Genomic DNA, 19,402 nt, shown 5'->3' on the forward strand with positions numbered 1-19,402 from the left:
CGGCATCAAGTTTGTCTGCGCCCGATGTATAAATGTGTAAATTTGCAGCGACTTTTTTTGACCGCAGAATAGGCTCGCAAACGTTTGCCTGGACTGTTAGAATTGCGCCGATTTTTCTTACTATGCTATGCGTGGGGACTTAAGCCGTGACCAACAAAACTTCTCTCAGCTATAAAGATGCCGGTGTTGATATTGACGCAGGTAATGCGCTGGTTGACCGAATCAAAGGTGTGGTCAAAAAGACCCGTCGCCCTGAAGTGATGGGTGGTCTGGGTGGATTTGGCGCGCTGTGCGCACTGCCGCAAAAATATCGTGAGCCTGTTCTGGTTTCTGGCACTGACGGCGTGGGCACGAAACTGCGTCTGGCGATGGATCTCAAACGCCACGACACCATCGGCATCGATCTGGTGGCCATGTGTGTGAATGACCTCGTGGTGCAGGGTGCGGAACCCCTCTTCTTCCTCGATTATTACGCGACCGGCAAACTGGACGTGGATACTGCATCCAGCGTGATTACCGGTATCGCTGAAGGCTGTTTGCAGTCTGGCTGTGCACTGGTCGGTGGTGAAACCGCAGAAATGCCGGGGATGTACCACGGTGAAGATTACGACGTCGCAGGATTCTGCGTCGGTGTAGTAGAAAAATCAGAAATTATCGACGGCAGCAAAGTGGCCGATGGCGATGTCCTGATTGCGCTGGGCTCCAGCGGTCCACACTCCAACGGTTACTCCCTGGTGCGTAAAATTCTTGAAGTCAGCGGCTGCGACCCGGAAACCACCGAGCTTGAAGGTAAACCGCTGGCCGATCATCTTCTGGAACCTACCCGTATTTACGTGAAGAACATTCTTGACCTGATCGCGAACGTTGACGTTCACGCCATTGCGCACCTGACCGGTGGCGGCTTCTGGGAAAATATTCCGCGCGTTCTGCCTGACAATACGCAGGCGCTGATCGACGAGTCCTCCTGGCAGTGGCCGGCTGTGTTTAACTGGCTGCAAACCGCGGGCAACGTCAGCCAGCACGAAATGTATCGCACCTTTAACTGCGGCGTCGGCATGCTGATTGCTCTGCCTGCCAGCGAAGCGGATAAAGCCGTTGAGCTGATGCAGGCGAAAGGTGAAAACGCGTGGAAAATCGGTATCATCAAAGCGTCTGATTCCGAACAGCGCGTGGTCATTGAATGAAAAATATCGTGGTGCTCATTTCCGGAAACGGAAGCAATTTGCAGGCTATTATCGATGCCTGCAAACAGAAACAGATCAATGGCACCATTCGCGCAGTATTCAGCAACAAGGCCGACGCGTTCGGCCTTGAGCGGGCGCGGGATGCACATATCCCAGCGCACGCGCTGGAAGCCTCTCAGTTTGCCAGTCGTGAAGCGTTTGACCGGGAGCTGGTGCAGGAGATCGACGCCTATGCGCCGGATGTCGTGGTGCTAGCCGGTTATATGCGTATCTTAAGCCCGGCGTTTGTTTTGCACTATTCCGGGCGCCTGCTGAACATCCACCCTTCTCTTCTGCCGAAATATCCTGGCCTGCATACGCATCGTCAGGTGCTGGAAAATGGCGATGAGGAGCATGGTACTTCCGTGCATTTCGTCACCGACGAGCTGGACGGCGGGCCAGTAATCCTGCAGGCGAAAATTCCGGTGTTTGACGGCGATGACGAAGACGACATCACCGAACGCGTCCAGTCTCAGGAACACGCCATCTATCCTTTAGTGGTGAGCTGGTTTGTCGACGGGCGTCTTGAGATGCGCGATAACGCCGCCTGGCTGGATGGCGTTAAGCTGCCCGCGCAGGGACATGCGGCGGACGAGTAGTCTGTTTGTCGGGTGGCGCTTACGCTTACCCGACCTACAAAACCGTAGGCCCGTGCAAGCGCAGCGCCGCCGGGCATTATTTTGCGGTCCCGCATTTATCCCCACCAACTCCCTAAATTCCCCCAGAAAAAAAATTAACTGTCATACTTTTCTGGCACAGTTGGACATCTCGTGTCAAAGCTCGCCATAATAGAATCGAGACGGATTTGCTGCGTCCCGTGATTGAAACGGAGTGTAAGTTGTAATGGGTCAGGAAAAGTTATACATCGAGAAAGAGCTAAGCTGGTTAGCGTTTAACGAGCGCGTACTTCAGGAAGCGGCTGATAAAAGCAATCCGCTGATTGAACGTATGCGTTTTCTGGGTATTTATTCCAATAACCTGGATGAATTCTATAAAGTCCGTTTTGCTGAACTGAAGCGGCGGATCATCATCAGCGAAGAGCAAGGCCTGAACTCCCATTCGCGCCACCTTCTGGGTAAAATCCAGGCGCGCGTCCTGAAAGCAGACCAGGAATTTGACGGTTTGTACAACGAGCTGCTGCTCGAAATGGCGCGTAACCAGATCTTCCTGATTAACGAACGCCAGCTTTCCGCCAACCAACAAACCTGGCTACGCCACTACTTCAAGCATTATCTGCGCCAGCACATCACCCCTATTCTTATCAATCGCGAAACCGATCTGGTGCAGTTCCTGAAAGACGATTACACCTATCTGGCGGTTGAAATTATTCGTGGCGACTCCATTCGCTACGCGCTGCTGGAGATCCCGTCGGATAAAGTCCCGCGCTTTGTGAACCTGCCGCCGGAAACCCCGCGCCGCCGCAAGCCGATGATCCTACTGGACAACATTCTGCGCTACTGCCTGGACGACATTTTCAAAGGCTTCTTCGATTACGATGCGTTGAACGCCTACTCCATGAAAATGACCCGCGACGCCGAATACGATCTGGTGCACGAGATGGAAGCCAGTCTGATGGAGCTGATGTCCTCCAGCCTGAAACAGCGTCTGACCGCCGAACCGGTGCGCTTTGTTTATCAGCGAGATATGCCAGACGCGATGGTGGAAATGCTGCGCGACAAGCTGACCATTTCCCGCTACGACTCCATCGTGCCGGGCGGGCGTTACCACAACTTTAAAGACTTTATTGGCTTCCCGAACGTAGGTAAAGCTAACCTGGTCAACAAGCCGCTGCCGCGTCTGCGCCATATTTGGTTCGATAAATTCCGTAACGGATTCGACGCCATCCGTGAGCGTGACGTGCTGCTCTACTATCCTTACCACACCTTTGAGCACGTGCTGGAACTGCTGCGTCAGGCGTCGTTCGACCCGAACGTGCTGGCTATTAAGATCAACATTTACCGCGTGGCGAAAGACTCGCGCATCATAGATGCGATGATTCACGCTGCCCACAACGGTAAAAAAGTGACGGTAGTGGTTGAGCTGCAGGCCCGTTTCGACGAAGAAGCGAACATCCACTGGGCGCGTCGTCTGACGGAAGCCGGTGTACACGTCATATTCTCCGCGCCTGGCCTGAAAATTCATGCCAAACTGTTCCTGATTTCCCGTAAAGAAGGTGACGACGTGGTGCGCTACGCCCACATCGGGACCGGTAACTTTAACGAGAAAACCGCGCGACTTTATACGGACTACTCGCTGCTGACCGCCGACGCGCGCATCACCAACGAAGTGCGTCGGGTGTTTAACTTCATCGAAAACCCGTACCGCCCGGTGAGTTTCGACTATCTGCTGGTCTCCCCGCAGAACTCGCGCCGCCTGTTGTACGCGATGATCGACAAAGAGATTGCTGCCGCGCAGAAAGGCGAGCCGTCGGGTATTACACTCAAACTGAACAATCTGGTCGACAAAGGGCTGGTGGATCGTCTGTATGCCGCCTCCAGTACCGGTGTGCCGGTGAATCTGCTGATTCGCGGCATGTGTTCGTTGATTCCAGAACTGGAAGGCATCAGCGAAAATATCCGCGTGATCAGCATCGTTGACCGTTATCTGGAACACGACAGGATCTATATTTTTGAAAATGGTGGCGACAAACAGGTTTATCTCTCTTCAGCGGACTGGATGACGCGAAACATTGATTACCGAATTGAAGTCGCCACTCCGCTGCTCGACCCACGTCTGAAGCAGCAGATCCTCGATATTATTGAGCTGCAATTGAGTGACACTGTTAAGGCTCGCTATATCGACAAAGAACTGAGTAACCGCTACGTGCAGCGCGGCAACCGCCGTAAAGTGCGCTCACAGCTGGCGATTTACGACTATATCAAATCACTCGAGCAACCTGATTAACCTATGCCGATAAATGATAAGACCCCACGCCCGCAAGAGTTCGCTGCGGTCGATTTAGGTTCTAACAGCTTCCATATGGTCATCGCCCGCGAGGTCGACGGCGCCATGCAGATCATCGGGCGCCTCAAGCAGCGCGTTCATCTCGCCGATGGTCTTGACGACAAAAACATGCTCAGCGAAGAGGCGATGGAGCGTGGCTTAGCCTGCCTGTCGCTGTTCGCCGAACGCTTGCAAGGCTTTTCGCCGTCCAGCGTGTGCATCGTCGGAACGCACACGTTGCGCCAGGCGCTGAACGCACCGGAGTTTCTCAAACGCGCGGAAAAAGTTATCCCCTATCCTATTGAGATAATCTCGGGTAACGAAGAAGCGCGATTGATTTTCATGGGCGTGGAACACACTCAGCCTGAAAAAGGCCGCAAGCTGGTGATCGATATCGGCGGCGGTTCTACCGAGCTGGTCATTGGCGAAGACTTTGAGCCGAAGCTGGTTGAAAGCCGCCGTATGGGCTGCGTCAGCTTTGCGCAGATGTATTTCCCTGGCGGCACCATAAACCGGGAAAACTTCCAGCGCGCGAAAATGGCAGCGGTGCAAAAGCTGGAATCCCTCGCCTGGCAGTATCGCATTCAGGGCTGGAACGTTGCGCTTGGTGCGTCCGGCAGCATCAAAGCAGCGCATGAAGTGCTGCTGGCGATGGGCGAAAAAGACGGGATTATCACCCCGGAACGTCTGGAGTTGCTGCGCGAAGAGGTGCTTAAACATAAAAGTTTTGAAGCGCTGAGCCTGCCGGGTTTATCCGACGAACGTAAGGCCGTATTTGTACCTGGCCTCGCAATTCTGTGTGGGGTATTTGATGCGCTGGCGATCCGCGAGCTGCGTCTGTCGGACGGTGCGCTGCGTGAAGGCGTGCTGTACGAAATGGAAGGTCGCTTCCGTCATCAGGATATTCGCAGCCGCACCGCACAAAGCCTGGCGAATCAATACAACATCGACCGGGAACAAGCAAAACGCGTTCTGGAAACCACCACGCATATTTATGAGCAGTGGGAAGCGCAGAATCCGAAGCTCGCTCATCCGCAGCTGGCTGCCCTGCTGAAATGGGCAACGATGCTGCACGAAGTGGGCCTGAATATTAACCACAGCGGAATGCATCGTCACTCGGCGTATATTCTGCAAAACAGCGATCTGCCGGGCTTCAACCAGGAGCAACAAACGATGATGGCGACATTGGTGCGCTATCACCGTAAAGCCATCAAACTGGATGATTTGCCGCGCTTTACGCTGTTCAAGAAAAAACAGTTCCTGCCGTTGATCCAGTTGCTGCGCTTAGGCGTGCTGCTGAACAACCAGCGCCAGGCGACGACCACACCGCCGACGCTGATTCTGAAAACCGACGACCATCACTGGACGTTGAGCTTCCCGCATGACTGGTTTAGCCAGAATGCCCTGGTGCTGCTGGATCTCGAAAAAGAGCAGCAGTACTGGGAAGGCGTGACCGGTTGGTTGTTGAAAATTGAAGAAGAGCAGTCGCCGGACGTCGCGGCGTAATCTGTGGTTCTCAGGCGTCTATCGGTGACGCCTGAGAATGCAGTAATGTTTCCAGCGCTTCAGGTTTACCGATCAAATACCCCTGCAGATAGTCAATTCCTAACGAATCCACCGCACTGCGAATCGCTTCACTTTCCACAAATTCAGCCACCACCAGCATTTTTTTCATTCTGGCGAGATGACAGATGGACGCCACAATCTGATAGTCGAGGCTGTTGTCGGCAATATTGCGAATAAAGCTACCGTCAATTTTCAGGATATCCGCGTCGACACTTTTCAGGCGCGCATAGCTCGCGTAACCCGTACCAAAATCGTCGATCGCAATCCTACAGCCCATTTTTTGTAGCTGTTTCACGATTTGATTGAGCAGATCCGCGCTGCCAAAGCCGCTGCATTCAGTAATTTCAAATATCAGCTGCCACGCTTCGATTGAATACTTCTTCAGCAACCGGTGAACTTCAACAGGAAAGTGCGAACGGCAGAGCGTTGAAGGGGAAAGATTAATCGCAAACCGCTTGCCCCGCAGCCTGTCGCGATGCTCAGCCATAAACTGCAGCGTGCGCTCCAGAACCCATAGATCAACACGTGATGAAAGACCGAATTCCTGCGCCACCGGCAAGAATTTATCGGGCGCAATAAGTGCGCCATTTTCGCTCTGCATGCGGAGCAAGATCTCGTGGTAGTGGTCACCACGGATACCTTGTACTCGCTGAGCTACCAGCTGAAATTCGTTATGATCAAGTGCTCGTTGCAAGCGATTCATCATCGCCACTTTATCTTTCAGGCTACGCTGCAAATTCGCTGCGCCACGCTGCTGTAGACTCTCGGGATGATTGGTGGATAACGACAAATCCGCGATGATACTCAGCTCACCCAGCAGCAGATAAAGATGGTTAACCGGCGAGCGTACGCAGCAATAGCTAATGCCGACCTGAGGCTGCAACGGCATACCATCCCAGATAAACCGAAACTGCTTGATATGTTCATCCAGCGCTTCAATGCGCGCCGCGTGTGACTCCGTATTCAGTCGTATCGCCAGATCGTGTCCAGACAGTTGATAAACGCACTCATTTTGCTGGAGCGAGCCGTTGAGCCACTCCGCCAGCTTTTGTTTGTACTGGATGCGCAGTAGCACCCCATAATTACGCCCCAGCACTTCAAGTTCAGGTACACGCAGCATACACAGCGCCGACCAGGGCGATTTAGCCAGCGATCGCGACAACGCCCGCAGATTCGGCATATGCACCATAGGGTCGAGAAAGGCCAGACGACTGGCGTGTCGCGTTATCTCGCGCTGGCGCGTGGCCAGCATCGCCATGTAAATCACCACGAAAGAGAAAACCAGATAGCTGGATGAGGTAATTGCCAGCTGAACGTCGTAACCCTGGCCGAGAGGGATGTAGCGGTAAAAGTAGTGAATGGCAACCATTAACACCGGCGTCCAGACTATCGATATCAGCTTATAGCCAAAGCGCATCGATCCCCATAGCATCAGCGGCATCAGTAACGACAGCGTATAGTTGGTGCTGAAAATGGAACTGTTATCGCTCATAGGGAACAGCAGCAGGCACAGCAGACTCGCCAGGGCGGCTCCCCAAAGAATAAACTCTGCCACCGTGACTTTCTTATCTATCTGCGCGCGAATCTGAGAAGCTAACCGTTTGAGATAGCGCGGATGGCGGATTACCCGGATCAATAAATAACTCAGCGGTACACCCGTTAGCCCGCCAACCAGCAGTCCCTGGTAGTTAATCAAAGTGTGAATACTGAGCGGATTCAACCCGGCCAGGCTCTGGCGACTCTCATAAATCCCCAGATAAACAGCAAACTGGAACAGCACCAGAAATAACGTTGACGGACACAGAACCTGCCAGAAAATACGCTGCGACATGAGTCTGATATCGCCGTACGCCACCATATTTCGCCGGGGAGCAAACACCCGATAACCGCCCCAACTGATGATCAGAGGAACAATAAAATGACAAATAACAGCGATGGTTTCAAAAACACTGGTGTCAGGATAATAACGAAGAAACAGTGCCAGCAAGATCCCCGGCAATGCGGCAAAGCCAAAAAAGAGCAACGTGGAAAGCAGAAATGCCAGTGGCATATAGTAAAGGGCAATAATTCCGCCGTTTAAGTGCGTATAGGTACTCGCAAAACTCAGGATGGGCAGAAAGATCACAGGTAAAACAAGAGGAAGCGCCCACCAGCGGTCTTTGTGTCGTTTCAGGAAGGGTATTATTTTCATAGATGCCTGACTAAGCCTTTTTTATCCGAAGATTGTTTTTCAGACAGGCATCCAACCTGACGTATTGACCCACACTGTTTTCATAGAAAACGTCGTGGAGGGAGGATTTTAGTGATCAATGGCAGGTCGGAATTGACGTAAATCAAAGCAAGATGGTCAAAAAATCAATTATTACAATTTTCCCACTGAGTTTTCAGTTTTCTATCAGTGCGTTAAATAGTTCAATTACCATTGATAACAATAATTAATTTTTAGTCTGACGATTTTTTACACATCTCACAATTGACCCCTCGTTCCCACTGTGACTTAATAGTCCCATCGCCCAATAAGGGTATGCCCAGGAAAATACAGTGAGTCAGGCAACGAACATGCACAAACGAAATCGATTTAACACTCGAATGACCCGCATTATATTGCTTATCAGCTTCCTCTTTTTCTTTGGCCGCTTCGTTTATTCCTCCATTGGCGCCTGGTATCACCATCAGGACAAAATTCAGTCTCAACAGGTGAGTCAACCGCTGGATGCTGCAATCCGATAGCCCTCTCGCGCACGTCGGTCGTTTCCCCTAATTGATACCGTCATCCATACCGTCAAAAATGGGTGAACAATGGGTATATGCAAAAAAAAACCTCTGAATAAACAGAGGTTTTTTTGGTAACAGAGAGAAACTTATTCCCACTCAATCGTCGCTGGTGGTTTACCGCTAATGTCATAGACGACACGGGAAATACCGTTAACTTCATTGATGATGCGGTTGGATACGCGCCCCAGGAAGTCGTACGGCAGGTGCGCCCAGTGAGCGGTCATGAAGTCGATGGTTTCGACGGCGCGCAGAGACACAACCCAGTCGTATTTACGACCATCGCCCATTACGCCGACGGAGCGGACTGGCAGGAACACGGTGAACGCCTGGCTCACTTTGTTGTACAGGTCAGCTTTATGCAGTTCTTCAATGAAGATGGCATCTGCACGACGTAGCAGGTCGCAGTACTCTTTCTTCACTTCGCCCAGCACGCGCACGCCCAGACCTGGACCCGGGAACGGGTGGCGGTACAGCATGTCGTACGGCAGACCCAGCTCAAGACCGATCTTACGCACTTCGTCTTTGAACAGCTCGCGCAGCGGTTCCACCAGACCCATCTTCATCTCTTTCGGCAGGCCGCCCACGTTGTGGTGAGATTTGATGACGTGTGCTTTACCCGTTGCGGAGGCAGCGGATTCGATCACATCAGGGTAGATGGTACCTTGCGCCAGCCACTTCACGTCTTCCAGACGCAGCGCCTGTTCGTCGAACACTTCAACAAACACGCGACCAATGATTTTACGTTTGGCTTCAGGATCGTTCTCACCCGCCAGCGCGGAAAGGAAACGCTCTTCGCCTTCGACGTGAACGATGTTCAGACCGAAATGATCACCGAACATGTCCATGACCTGCTGGGCTTCGTTCAGACGCAGCAAACCGTTATCCACGAACACACAGGTCAGGTTTTTGCCGATAGCACGGTGCAGCAGCATCGCGGTCACGGAGGAGTCAACGCCACCGGACAGGCCAAGAATAACTTTGTCATCGCCGACTTGCTCACGCAGACGAACAATCGCGTCTTCGATGATTTTTGCAGGCGTCCACAGCGCTTCGCAGCCACAGATTTCACGCACGAAACGCTCGAGCAAACGCTGGCCCTGACGGGTGTGGGTGACTTCCGGGTGGAACTGCACGCCATAGAAGCGTTTTTCTTCGTTTGCCATAATGGCAAACGGGCAGCTTTCGGTGCTGGCAACGGTCACGAAGTCAGACGGAATGGCGGTCACTTTGTCGCCGTGGCTCATCCACACATCCAGCACAGGTTTGCCTTCAGCGGTCAGGGAATCTTCGATCCCGCGAACCAGGGCGCTGTCGGTCAGTACTTCGACCTGCGCGTAACCAAATTCACGCTCGTTAGAGGACTCAACGTGGCCGCCCAGCTGCATCGCCATGGTTTGCATGCCGTAGCACACGCCAAATACAGGAACGCCAGCTTCAAACACATATTGCGGTGCGCGTGGGCTGTTGTGCTCGGTGGTGCTTTCCGGGCCGCCGGAAAGAATGATGCCGCTTGGGTTGAATTCACGGATTTGTGCTTCCGTGACATCCCATGCCCAAAGTTCACAGTAAACGCCGAGTTCGCGCACGCGACGTGCCACCAGCTGTGTGTACTGAGAACCGAAATCCAGGATAAGAATGCGATGTTTATGAATGTTTTCCATTATTGACGCTAATTCCGAGGCAAGTGAAACAAAGCGCCCGGCATAAGCCGGGCGCGGAAACTTATCAGGAGCCCAGACGGTAGTTCGGGGACTCTTTGGTGATCGTCACGTCGTGAACGTGGCTTTCCTGGATACCCGCACCGCTGATACGCACGAATTCCGCTTTAGTACGCAGCAGGTCGATAGTACCACAGCCGGTCAGGCCCATACAGGAACGCAGGCCGCCCATCTGCTGGTGAATGATCTCTTTCAGACGGCCTTTATACGCCACGCGACCTTCGATACCTTCTGGTACCAGTTTGTCAGCGGCGTTGTCGGTCTGGAAGTAACGGTCGGAAGAGCCTTTGGACATCGCGCCCAGGGAACCCATACCACGGTATGATTTATAAGAACGGCCCTGGAACAATTCGATTTCGCCAGGAGATTCTTCAGTACCAGCCAGCATGGAACCCACCATCACCGCTGCTGCACCTGCCGCGATCGCTTTCGCGATGTCGCCGGAGAAACGAATACCGCCGTCGGCGATAACCGGAACACCGGTGCCTTCCAGCGCTTCTACCGCGTCGGAAACCGCAGTGATCTGTGGAACGCCCACGCCGGTTACGATACGGGTAGTACAGATGGAGCCAGGGCCGATACCCACTTTCACTGCGCTGCAACCCGCTTCTGCCAGGGCACGAGCGCCTGCGCCAGTCGCCACGTTACCGCCGATGATTTGCAGGTCCGGGTATTTAGCACGGGTATCACGAATACGCTGCAGAACGCCTTCGGAGTGACCGTGAGAGGAGTCAATCAGCAGAACGTCAACGCCTGCTGCAACCAGCGCATCTACGCGCTCTTCATTGCCTGCACCTGCGCCAACCGCTGCACCTACGCGCAGACGGCCACGTTCGTCTTTACAGGCGTTCGGTTTACGCTCTGCTTTCTGGAAATCTTTCACGGTGATCATGCCACGCAGATGGAAGCCGTTATCCACCACAAGCGCTTTCTCGACGCGCTTTTCGTGCATTTTAGCCAGCACGACTTCACGGGTTTCGCCTTCACGCACGGTCACCAGACGCTCTTTCGGCGTCATGTACACGCTGACAGGCTGGTTCAGGTCGGTCACGAAACGCACGTCACGACCGGTAATGATGCCGACCAGTTCGTTGTCTTCAGTCACAACCGGGTAGCCCGCAAAGCCGTTACGCTCGGTCAGCGCTTTCACTTCGTGCAGGGTGGTGGTTGGCAAAACGGTCTGTGGGTCGGAGACGATACCGGATTCATGTTTCTTCACGCGGCGAACTTCTTCCGCCTGACGCTCGATGGACATGTTTTTGTGAATAAAGCCGATGCCACCTTCCTGTGCCAGGGCGATAGCCAGGCGCGCTTCAGTCACGGTGTCCATTGCCGCAGAGAGCATAGGAATGTTCAGACGAATGGTTTTCGTCAACTGCGTGCTGAGATCGGCAGTATTCGGCAGAACGGTGGAATGAGCGGGAACGAGGAGGACGTCGTCAAACGTCAGTGCTTCTTTAGCGATACGTAGCATGGGCAATATCTCTGACCTGGGTGGTTAAATATTGCCGTGGCATTATACAGAGCGTAACCGATTGCATCCACACTTTTTTATAAAAAATGCTTGCGATTACCTCCGGGCGGGTTACTATCGACTGAATAACTTGCTGATTTAGAATTTGATCCCGCTCACATGTTATCCTCTCAAAGCCCCTCAATTTATACCGTAAGCCGCCTCAATCAATCGGTTCGTTTGCTGCTCGAGCAGGAAATGGGACAGGTTTGGATCAGCGGAGAGATATCTAATTTCACGCAGCCCTCTTCCGGCCATTGGTACTTTACGCTGAAAGACGACACCGCTCAGGTGCGCTGTGCGATGTTTCGCAACAGCAATCGCCGGGTGACGTTCCGCCCTCAGCATGGTCAGCAAGTTCTGGTACGCGCTAATATCACATTGTATGAACCGCGCGGTGATTATCAAATTATCGTCGAGAGCATGCAGCCTGCGGGCGAAGGGTTGCTGCAACAAAAATACGAGCAACTGAAAGCGACACTTTCCGCAGAAGGCCTGTTCGATCAGCAGTTCAAGAAAGCACTGCCCTCACCTGCCCATTGCGTGGGGGTGATCACCTCCAAAACCGGTGCGGCGCTGCATGATATTTTGCATGTGCTAAAGCGTCGTGACCCGTCGCTACCCGTTGTGATTTATCCAACCGCCGTCCAGGGTGATGATGCGCCAGGGCAAATTGTTCGCGCCATTGCGCTGGCAAACGCCCGTCAGGAGTGCGACGTCTTAATTGTCGGGCGCGGCGGCGGTTCTCTGGAAGACTTGTGGAGCTTTAACGACGAACGCGTAGCGCGGGCGATTTTCGACAGTCAGATCCCTATCGTTAGCGCAGTCGGACATGAAACCGACGTCACCATCGCCGATTTTGTTTCCGATATGCGCGCACCAACGCCGTCAGCCGCCGCTGAAATCGTCAGCCGGAACCAGCTGGAACTCTTGCGCCAGTTGCAGAACGGACAGCAGCGTCTGGAGATGGCGATGGACTATTTCCTCGCTAACCGCAATCGTCGTTTCACCCAGCTTCAACATCGCCTGCAACAGCAGCATCCACAGCTGCGTCTTGCGCGTCAGCAGACGGTGCTGGAACGTCTGCGCCAGCGGATGAATTTCGCGCTGGATAATCAGCTTAAGCGCGCCGTGTCGCGCCAGCAACGCATGACCCAGCGCCTGAATCAGCAAAATCCGCAGCCGCGCATCTACCGTGCACAAACCCGCATGCAGCAGCTTGAGTATCGTCTGGGCGAGAATATCCGTGCACGTCTGAGCAGCACACGTGAGCGCTTTGGCAACGCGGTAACGCATCTGGAAGCCGTTAGCCCGCTCTCGACGCTGGCGCGCGGCTACAGCGTGACCACGGTGACCGACGGAACGGTGCTGAAGCAGACCAAACAGGTGAAAGCCGGGGATGTGCTGACCACCCGTCTGGCCGACGGCTGGGTAGAAAGTGAAGTGAAAGGCATTACGCCCGCCAAAAAGACGCGCAAGAAAAAGGTGGTTTAACCGGCTTTGACGCATCAGATGTTGCCGGGTGGCGCTTCGCTTACCCAGCCTACAAAACCCGTAGGCCCGTGCAAGCGAAGCGCCGCCGGGCAGTGTTGGCACAATCTGAAATTATTTACACCGGCTTAAATTCCACGCGTTTCTTCGAAATCAAACCGTGCCCATTCTGGCAGAAATAATCGACCGCGCCGCAGGCTTTCAACACCTGCAAAGGCTGATGGCAGTCGGGGCATAGCGCTTGCAGCGCGATATCTTTATCGCACGTTTCGCAGTGCGCCATTCCGTTGACGGGTTCCAGCTCGGAATGACAATCCGGACAGATAACAGACATTGTGACTCCTTAAAAAGTTTTGTAGTTATTTTACCACGCCGCTCAGTGCGGGCCACGCAGCAGCTGCTGTAATTCCAGAAGCAATTCGACCTCTTCCAGCCGGCGCTGGGTGATGCGGCTCACCTCTTCCGGCGCTCGCTCATACAGGCTCTTCTCCGCCAGGATATGCTCCACCAGGCAGCGCGCGTAGATCGTGCCCGGAAGCGTCCAATGCTGCACGTTTTCACCCTCAATCAACTCAATCACATCCTCAGCGCCGCGCCGGTCATGGCTAATGATTCGGCCATCGCGCAGATGCAGGCGGAGCCCTTTTTGCCCGCCCGCGGGTCCGGCGTATTTATTCAGCCAGATATCGACTGGAATACCGCTCACGGTCCCCCGAAGCTGCGCTTCGCCTTCAGCGGTGTGCAGATCGCCTTTAGCTATCGGGCGGCCTAGCCTGTCTTTTGCTGAGATTAACTGCAACGACAATTCACCGCTTCCCCCCAGACCATGCAGGGTATCGCGCATCATCGCCAGTACGTGAGTGCCAATATCGATAATCACGCCGTCAGGATGCTGGAGCTGGCGGGTATCAGGCTCGCCGGTAGCAAAATTGAGGGCGACAGGCTCCCCCGCCGCGTTGAAGCCGCTTGGCTCCTGGAGAAATCCTTCGATTTTGACAATTTCGTCAAGTTGGCCCTGCGCGATCTGTATAGCCCCCGTGCGTGCCATCCAGTGATCGAGTGCCAGCACCCGAGAAGCGTCCTCCGACTGCGCCAGCAGATGCTTCAGCCGTTCAACCTGCGTCAGGCTCGCCACCACCGGTTTTTCCACCACGATTCGCTGGATCGGCGAGGCTAATGCCTGCTCTAACGCGTCGAGGTGATTTAGTGAAGAGGTGGTGATGAACAACGTGTCAATTGGGCTCGCCAGCAACTGTTCAAGCGTACGGCAGCGCGTTACGCCTTCCAGTTCACGCTCCGGGCGAATATCAAAACCAAGACAACTCACAGGCTGGTTAAAAATCTGACGCAATGCCGGTAGATAGGCCGTTTCAACCACCGCACCAAGACCAATAAACCCAAATCGCATTTTCCACTCCGTTCATCTGATTGTCGGGCGACAAAAGGCAAAAAACCCGACTCAGTCGGGTTTTTTTGTGCAATTACTTGCCTTTCTTGATGTGCTTGATCAAACGCTTACGCTTACGCATCTGGTTCGGCGTCAGGGTGTTGCGTTTGTTGGCAAACGGGTTTTCCCCTTCCTTAAACTGAATGCGGATAGGGGTACCCATCACGTCCAGCGATTTACGGAAGTAGTTCATCAGATAACGTTTATAGGAATCTGGCAGGTCTTTCACCTGATTACCGTGAATCACCACGATTGGCGGGTTGTAACCACCGGCGTGGGCATATTTCAGCTTCACGCGGCGACCGCGAACCAGCGGCGGCTGATGGTCTTCTGCTGCCATCGTCATGATGCGTGTCAGCATCGCCGTGCTCACACGACGGGTGGAGCTGTCGTAGGCTTCGCGAACGGATTCGAACAGGTTACCCACGCCGCTGCCGTGCAGCGCAGAGATGAAGTGCACGCGGGCAAAGTCGATGAAGCCCAGACGGAAGTCCAGCATCTCTTTGACTTGCTCACGCACTTCATTGCTCAGGCCGTCCCATTTGTTGACGACGATAACAAGTGAGCGCCCACTATTGAGGATAAAGCCCAGCAGGGAAAGGTCCTGATCGGAGATACCTTCACGCGCGTCGATGACCAGCATGACCACGTTGGCATCTTCAATCGCCTGCAGCGTTTTGATAACGGAGAATTTTTCCACCACATCGGTGATTTTCCCGCGCTTACGCACACCTGCGGTGTCGATAAGCACATACTCGCGCTCATCACGTTCCATCGGGATGTAAATGCTGTCACGCGTCGTGCCCGGCATGTCGTAGACCACCACGCGGTCTTCGCCGAGGATACGGTTAGTCAGTGTGGACTTACCCACGTTTGGACGGCCGACAATCGCAAGTTTGATAGGCAGATCCTGCGGATTGAAATCATCCTCAGGTTCTTCTTCTGCACCCTCTTGATCGGCTTCGAACTGTGCCCAGTATTCGGCATCTTCGTCCACTTCTTCCGGCGGGTTCACTTCATCAACCCACGGCAGCAGAACGGTTTCGAGCAGACTGGTAACACCACGACCATGAGACGCAGCAATCGGGTAGATTTCGCCCAGACCGAGGGCCCAGAAATCAGCCACCGCCTGATCGGCATCAATACCGTCAGTTTTGTTCGCCACCAGGAAGGTTGGCTTTTCGCGGGAGCGAAGGTGTTTGGCGATAGCCGTATCGGCAGGCATCAGGCCCGCACGTGCGTCTACCATGAACAGAACAATGTCCGCCTCTTCAATCGCCAGCAGAGATTGCTCTGCCATGCGCGTTTCCACACCGTCTTCTGTCCCGTCGATACCACCGGTATCGATACAGATAAACTCGCGTCCTTCAACTTCAGCACGACCGTACTTACGGTCACGAGTCAGCCCCGGGAAATCCGCCACCAGCGCATCACGGGTGCGTGTTAAACGGTTAAAAAGAGTGGATTTTCCAACGTTCGGGCGCCCGACAAGCGCGACCACAGGTACCATGTTTGAAGCCTCATAAAATTCAAAGAAACGTCGCAGGTGCGGCGTTTTTATAAAAGTCAAAACGGCCCCTGAGTTAACAGGAGCCGTTTATTATACTACAAACGAGACGATTAACGCGTGATCGCGTAGAGCGTACCGTCTTTTGCCTGGATCAGCAGTTTGCCGTCAGCCACTACTGCATCGGTCAAGAAACCGGAGCTGTCGACTTTTTCCTGCGCCACGAAGCGACCCGTTTCCGGATCAATCCAGTGCATATAACCTTCGCTATCACCCACAACCAGGCTGCCATTATACAGCGCAGGTGCCGTTAACAGGCGGTGTAGCAGATCGCTTTGCGTCCAGAGCGTTACGCCACCATCGGTGTTCAGCGCCAGCAGGCGATCGTTCTGATCAACGATGTAAATACGATTGCCATCGACGATGAAATCGTTCACAGAACCTAGCTCACGTTTCCACATTACCTGACCACTGCGCAGATCCAGCGCCGTCAGGTTACCGTTATAAGCCAGTGCGTAAACGACGTTATCCACGATAACTGGAGTGGTATCCACATCGCTCAGACGATCGATTTCAGTCGGGCCAGTGGCCTGAGAGATACGCTGCTGCCAGATCATTTGACCTTGCTGCATCAGCACGGCACTCACGCGACCGTTATCCCCACCGACGATAGCCGCACCGAAAGCCGTTGCTGGTGCAGATTCACCGCGCAGAGACAGGGCTGGCATATCCAGGTTGACGGTCCATTTCACTGCGCCGTCAGTTTCGTTCAGCGCCTGCAGCTGGCCATTGCTGGTATGAATCAGCACCAGGCCGTCGCTGACAACCGGACGTGACAAGGCTTCGCCCGCAACGCGAGTCTGCCATGCAATAGAACCATCGCTGGCGTTCAGTGCATAAACCTGCGCTTTTTCGCTACCGATATAGACATGCCCACCAGCAACGGTCACGCCACCTGAGAGCAGTGCAGGAGAACGGGAGAACCAACCGTCTTTTTCGGCCAGATTCACAGACCAGACTTCTTTTCCATCATCCGCATTGAACGCACGCACGGTGCCTTTGCGATCGGCTGCATAAACAACGCTATCAGCGTACGCAGGATGCAGGTTGGAATAAAAATCACCAATCCCATCACCCACGGAAGAACTCCACGCAGTTGACGGGGTAAACTGGTTTTCAACAGTCGGCAGCGGGGACATTTTTACAACATCTTCTTCGCCACTGAACAGTGAACAGCCACTCAATAACGTAACAGAAAGCAGTCCTGGCAGAAGTAATTTACGCAATTGCATCGGGTCCCTCTCAGACGGACAAATTATTTATTTTCATCTGCATCATTTCGCTCAGCGCAGGTGAGGCGTTGCTTTTCACGCCTGCTTCCCACGCGCTGCGCGCGCCTTGTTTGTCGCCTTTGCTCAACAGCGCTTCACCGCGCAGGTCAGCAACAATGGCTGCAAAACCTTCGCCTTTCACCGTATCGAGCGTTTTCAGCGCATCATCGGCTTTTTTCTGCTGTACCTGAATACGGGCCAGACGCAGGTTGATCACTGCTTTCAGATTGTCATCGCTGGCAGCAGCCAGACCTTGAGTCAGCTGGGCAGACGCTTTATCCAGTTCATTTTTATCAACAAACTGCTGAGCCACTTCAAGTGCAGCCAGTGCACCGTAAGTATTTTTGTTGTCAGCTGCAAATTTCTCAGCGGCGGCCAGCGTTTGAGGCTGATCGGCGCGAATTGCGCTCACGGTATTTTCATAAGACAGGGAAGCATCACGCGCGGAATCAGCCTGATGACTGTTCCAGTAGCGCCAGCCAAGTAGCGCACCAACACCCAAAATCACCCCAACCACCAGGGCTTTGCCATTTTCGGCAAAGAAGCGTTTGATCGCATCAACCTGGTCGTTTTCGTTCTCGTACATTTCCACGCTGTTTTTCCCCTTACCAAGTCAAAGTGCGCAAGTGCGCGGCAACGCTTTCCTGCGTTACGGTTGTTTGCTCACCAGAGCGCAGGTCTTTTACCACCACTTCGCCAGCAGCCACTTCGGACTCGCCCAGCACCAGTGCGATAGTTGCGCCCCACTTGTCGGCACGGGCAAACTGCTTTTTGAAGTTGCCACCACCGTGGTTGGTCATCAGTTTAACGCCCGGCAGCGCATCGCGCAGACGTTCGGCAAACTGCATTGCCGCAGACTGCGTATCCGCACCTGAAGCCACCAGGTATATATCGACAACAGATTCTGCTTTAAATTCCGGATTAACTGCCTGAACCAGCAAAACAAGTCGCTCAAGACCCATCGCGAAGCCCACCGCTGGGGCGGCACGACCGCCGAGCTGTTCAACCAGACCGTCATAACGACCGCCTGCACAGACAGTACCCTGCGATCCGAGGCTGGTGGTGACCCACTCAAACACGGTGCGGTTGTAGTAATCCAGACCGCGAACCAGACGCTGGTTAACGGTATAGGCAATACCCGCGTCTTCCAGCAGTTTGCACAGACCAGCGAAGTGTTCGCGGGAATCTTGATCCAGATAGTCACCCAGCGCCGGAGCATCATTCAACAGCGCCTGCACTTCCGGATTCTTGGAATCCAGAACGCGCAGCGGGTTGCTGTACATGCGGCGCTGGCAGTCTTCATCCAGCTTATCTTTGTGCTGTTCCAGGAACGCGACAAGCGCATCACGGTAGTTGGCACGCGCTTCGAGGGAACCAATAGAGTTCAGCTCCAGCGCAACGTGCTGGGAAATCCCCAGCTCACGCCACCAGCGCGCAGTGAGCATGATGAGCTCAGCGTCGATATCCGGCCCTTGCAGGCCAAAGACTTCAACACCCAGCTGATTAAATTGACGGTAACGACCTTTTTGCGGACGTTCGTGGCGGAACATCGGGCCGATATACCACAGACGCTGCTCCTGATTGTACAGGAGACCATGTTCGATGCCGGCGCGTACACAGCCCGCTGTACCTTCCGGGCGCAGAGTCAGGCTGTCGCCGTTGCGGTCCTCAAAGGTATACATCTCTTTTTCAACGACGTCAGTGACTTCACCGATCGCGCGTTTGAACAATGGGGTCTGCTCTACAATCGGCAAACGGATTTCGCTGTAACCGTAGCTGCCTAGCACCTGTTTCAGGGTGCCTTCAATGCGCTGCCAGATGGCGGTTTCGCCAGGCAGATAATCGTTCATGCCGCGAATGGCTTGAATGTTTTTTGCCACGTTTATTC

The 19,402-nt window shown here is 53.9% G+C and carries 15 protein-coding genes; 6 read left to right on the forward strand and 9 right to left on the reverse strand.

The annotated features are described in order from the left end of the window. Window positions 1-146 precede the first annotated feature (146 nt). From purM to ppx, 4 genes are all read left to right on the forward strand, one after another. The gene (gene purM, locus JBO43_RS06025; RefSeq protein ID WP_202673897.1) at window positions 147-1,184 is read left to right on the forward strand and encodes a phosphoribosylformylglycinamidine cyclo-ligase; all 1,038 of its coding nucleotides are present in this window, start codon (window positions 147-149) and stop codon (window positions 1,182-1,184) included. Continuing rightward, complete coding sequence (purN, locus tag JBO43_RS06030; RefSeq protein ID WP_202673898.1) at window positions 1,181-1,822, forward strand: phosphoribosylglycinamide formyltransferase; 642 nt, start codon at window positions 1,181-1,183, stop codon at window positions 1,820-1,822. The genes purM and purN overlap by 4 nt, the downstream gene beginning before the upstream one ends. 244 nt (window positions 1,823-2,066) lie before the next feature. Continuing rightward, window positions 2,067-4,127, forward strand: a complete 2,061-nt coding sequence (ppk1, locus tag JBO43_RS06035) for a polyphosphate kinase 1 (RefSeq protein WP_095282878.1) — start codon at window positions 2,067-2,069, stop codon at window positions 4,125-4,127. A 3-nt stretch (window positions 4,128-4,130) separates the two neighbouring features. After that, window positions 4,131-5,672, forward strand: coding sequence for an exopolyphosphatase (gene ppx / locus JBO43_RS06040; RefSeq protein ID WP_103947309.1), 1,542 nt, complete (start codon window positions 4,131-4,133; stop codon window positions 5,670-5,672). A 10-nt stretch (window positions 5,673-5,682) separates the two neighbouring features. Here ppx and JBO43_RS06045 read toward each other — a convergent pair whose 3' ends face one another. Further along, entirely contained in the window at window positions 5,683-7,923 is a 2,241-nt protein-coding gene (locus tag JBO43_RS06045; protein WP_095282880.1) for a bifunctional diguanylate cyclase/phosphodiesterase, read from the reverse strand. Window positions 7,924-8,273: 350 nt separating this feature from the next. Between JBO43_RS06045 and JBO43_RS22925 the strand changes: the two genes are divergently transcribed. Beyond that, entirely contained in the window at window positions 8,274-8,462 is a 189-nt protein-coding gene (locus tag JBO43_RS22925) for a YfgG family protein (protein ID WP_095282881.1), read from the forward strand. Window positions 8,463-8,593: 131 nt separating this feature from the next. On the opposite strand, the gene guaA is transcribed toward JBO43_RS22925, so the two are convergent. Beyond that, on the reverse strand, window positions 8,594-10,171 hold the full coding sequence (gene guaA / locus JBO43_RS06050; protein WP_095282882.1) for a glutamine-hydrolyzing GMP synthase: 1,578 nt from the start codon (window positions 10,169-10,171) through the stop codon (window positions 8,594-8,596). Window positions 10,172-10,232: 61 nt separating this feature from the next. Next, entirely contained in the window at window positions 10,233-11,699 is a 1,467-nt protein-coding gene (gene guaB, locus JBO43_RS06055; protein ID WP_095282883.1) for an IMP dehydrogenase, read from the reverse strand. A gap of 159 nt (window positions 11,700-11,858) precedes the next feature. Between guaB and xseA the strand changes: the two genes are divergently transcribed. After that, a complete protein-coding gene (gene xseA, locus JBO43_RS06060; RefSeq protein WP_202673899.1) occupies window positions 11,859-13,232 on the forward strand; it encodes an exodeoxyribonuclease VII large subunit in 1,374 nt (457 codons plus the stop codon). A gap of 115 nt (window positions 13,233-13,347) precedes the next feature. Here xseA and JBO43_RS06065 read toward each other — a convergent pair whose 3' ends face one another. From JBO43_RS06065 to hisS, 6 genes are all read right to left on the reverse strand, one after another. Continuing rightward, window positions 13,348-13,563, reverse strand: a complete 216-nt coding sequence (locus JBO43_RS06065; RefSeq protein ID WP_095282885.1) for a zinc ribbon domain-containing protein — start codon at window positions 13,561-13,563, stop codon at window positions 13,348-13,350. 42 nt (window positions 13,564-13,605) lie between these two features. Beyond that, window positions 13,606-14,637 (reverse strand): Gfo/Idh/MocA family oxidoreductase, encoded by a 1,032-nt coding sequence (locus JBO43_RS06070; protein WP_202673900.1) that lies wholly within the window; start codon window positions 14,635-14,637, stop codon window positions 13,606-13,608. Window positions 14,638-14,710: 73 nt separating this feature from the next. Then, on the reverse strand, window positions 14,711-16,186 hold the full coding sequence (gene der / locus JBO43_RS06075) for a ribosome biogenesis GTPase Der (RefSeq protein ID WP_095282887.1): 1,476 nt from the start codon (window positions 16,184-16,186) through the stop codon (window positions 14,711-14,713). 110 nt (window positions 16,187-16,296) lie between these two features. Beyond that, complete coding sequence (bamB, locus tag JBO43_RS06080; RefSeq protein ID WP_095282888.1) at window positions 16,297-17,475, reverse strand: outer membrane protein assembly factor BamB; 1,179 nt, start codon at window positions 17,473-17,475, stop codon at window positions 16,297-16,299. A gap of 10 nt (window positions 17,476-17,485) precedes the next feature. Beyond that, complete coding sequence (locus tag JBO43_RS06085; protein WP_202673901.1) at window positions 17,486-18,106, reverse strand: YfgM family protein; 621 nt, start codon at window positions 18,104-18,106, stop codon at window positions 17,486-17,488. 13 nt (window positions 18,107-18,119) lie between these two features. Further along, a complete protein-coding gene (hisS, locus tag JBO43_RS06090) occupies window positions 18,120-19,394 on the reverse strand; it encodes a histidine--tRNA ligase (RefSeq protein ID WP_095282890.1) in 1,275 nt (424 codons plus the stop codon). Window positions 19,395-19,402: the final 8 nt, after the last annotated feature.

Origin of the sequence: Lelliottia jeotgali, from assembly GCF_016771845.1 — a bacterium.
In the GTDB taxonomy this organism is placed as follows: Bacteria; Pseudomonadota; Gammaproteobacteria; order Enterobacterales; family Enterobacteriaceae; genus Enterobacter; species Enterobacter jeotgali.

What these genes read in the sequence shown, in the direction of transcription:
- ppk1 (WP_095282878.1), top strand. Translation starts at nt 2,067, where the DNA reads ATGGGTCAGGAAAAGTTATACATCGAGAAAGAGCTAAGCTGGTTAGCG.
- xseA (WP_202673899.1), top strand. Translation starts at nt 11,859, where the DNA reads ATGTTATCCTCTCAAAGCCCCTCAATTTATACCGTAAGCCGCCTCAAT.
- bamB (WP_095282888.1), bottom strand. Translation starts at nt 17,475, where the DNA reads ATGCAATTGCGTAAATTACTTCTGCCAGGACTGCTTTCTGTTACGTTA.
- der (WP_095282887.1), bottom strand. Translation starts at nt 16,186, where the DNA reads ATGGTACCTGTGGTCGCGCTTGTCGGGCGCCCGAACGTTGGAAAATCC.
- JBO43_RS06065 (WP_095282885.1), bottom strand. Translation starts at nt 13,563, where the DNA reads ATGTCTGTTATCTGTCCGGATTGTCATTCCGAGCTGGAACCCGTCAAC.
- purN (WP_202673898.1), top strand. Translation starts at nt 1,181, where the DNA reads ATGAAAAATATCGTGGTGCTCATTTCCGGAAACGGAAGCAATTTGCAG.
- JBO43_RS06045 (WP_095282880.1), bottom strand. Translation starts at nt 7,923, where the DNA reads ATGAAAATAATACCCTTCCTGAAACGACACAAAGACCGCTGGTGGGCG.
- ppx (WP_103947309.1), top strand. Translation starts at nt 4,131, where the DNA reads ATGCCGATAAATGATAAGACCCCACGCCCGCAAGAGTTCGCTGCGGTC.
- guaB (WP_095282883.1), bottom strand. Translation starts at nt 11,699, where the DNA reads ATGCTACGTATCGCTAAAGAAGCACTGACGTTTGACGACGTCCTCCTC.
- JBO43_RS06070 (WP_202673900.1), bottom strand. Translation starts at nt 14,637, where the DNA reads ATGCGATTTGGGTTTATTGGTCTTGGTGCGGTGGTTGAAACGGCCTAT.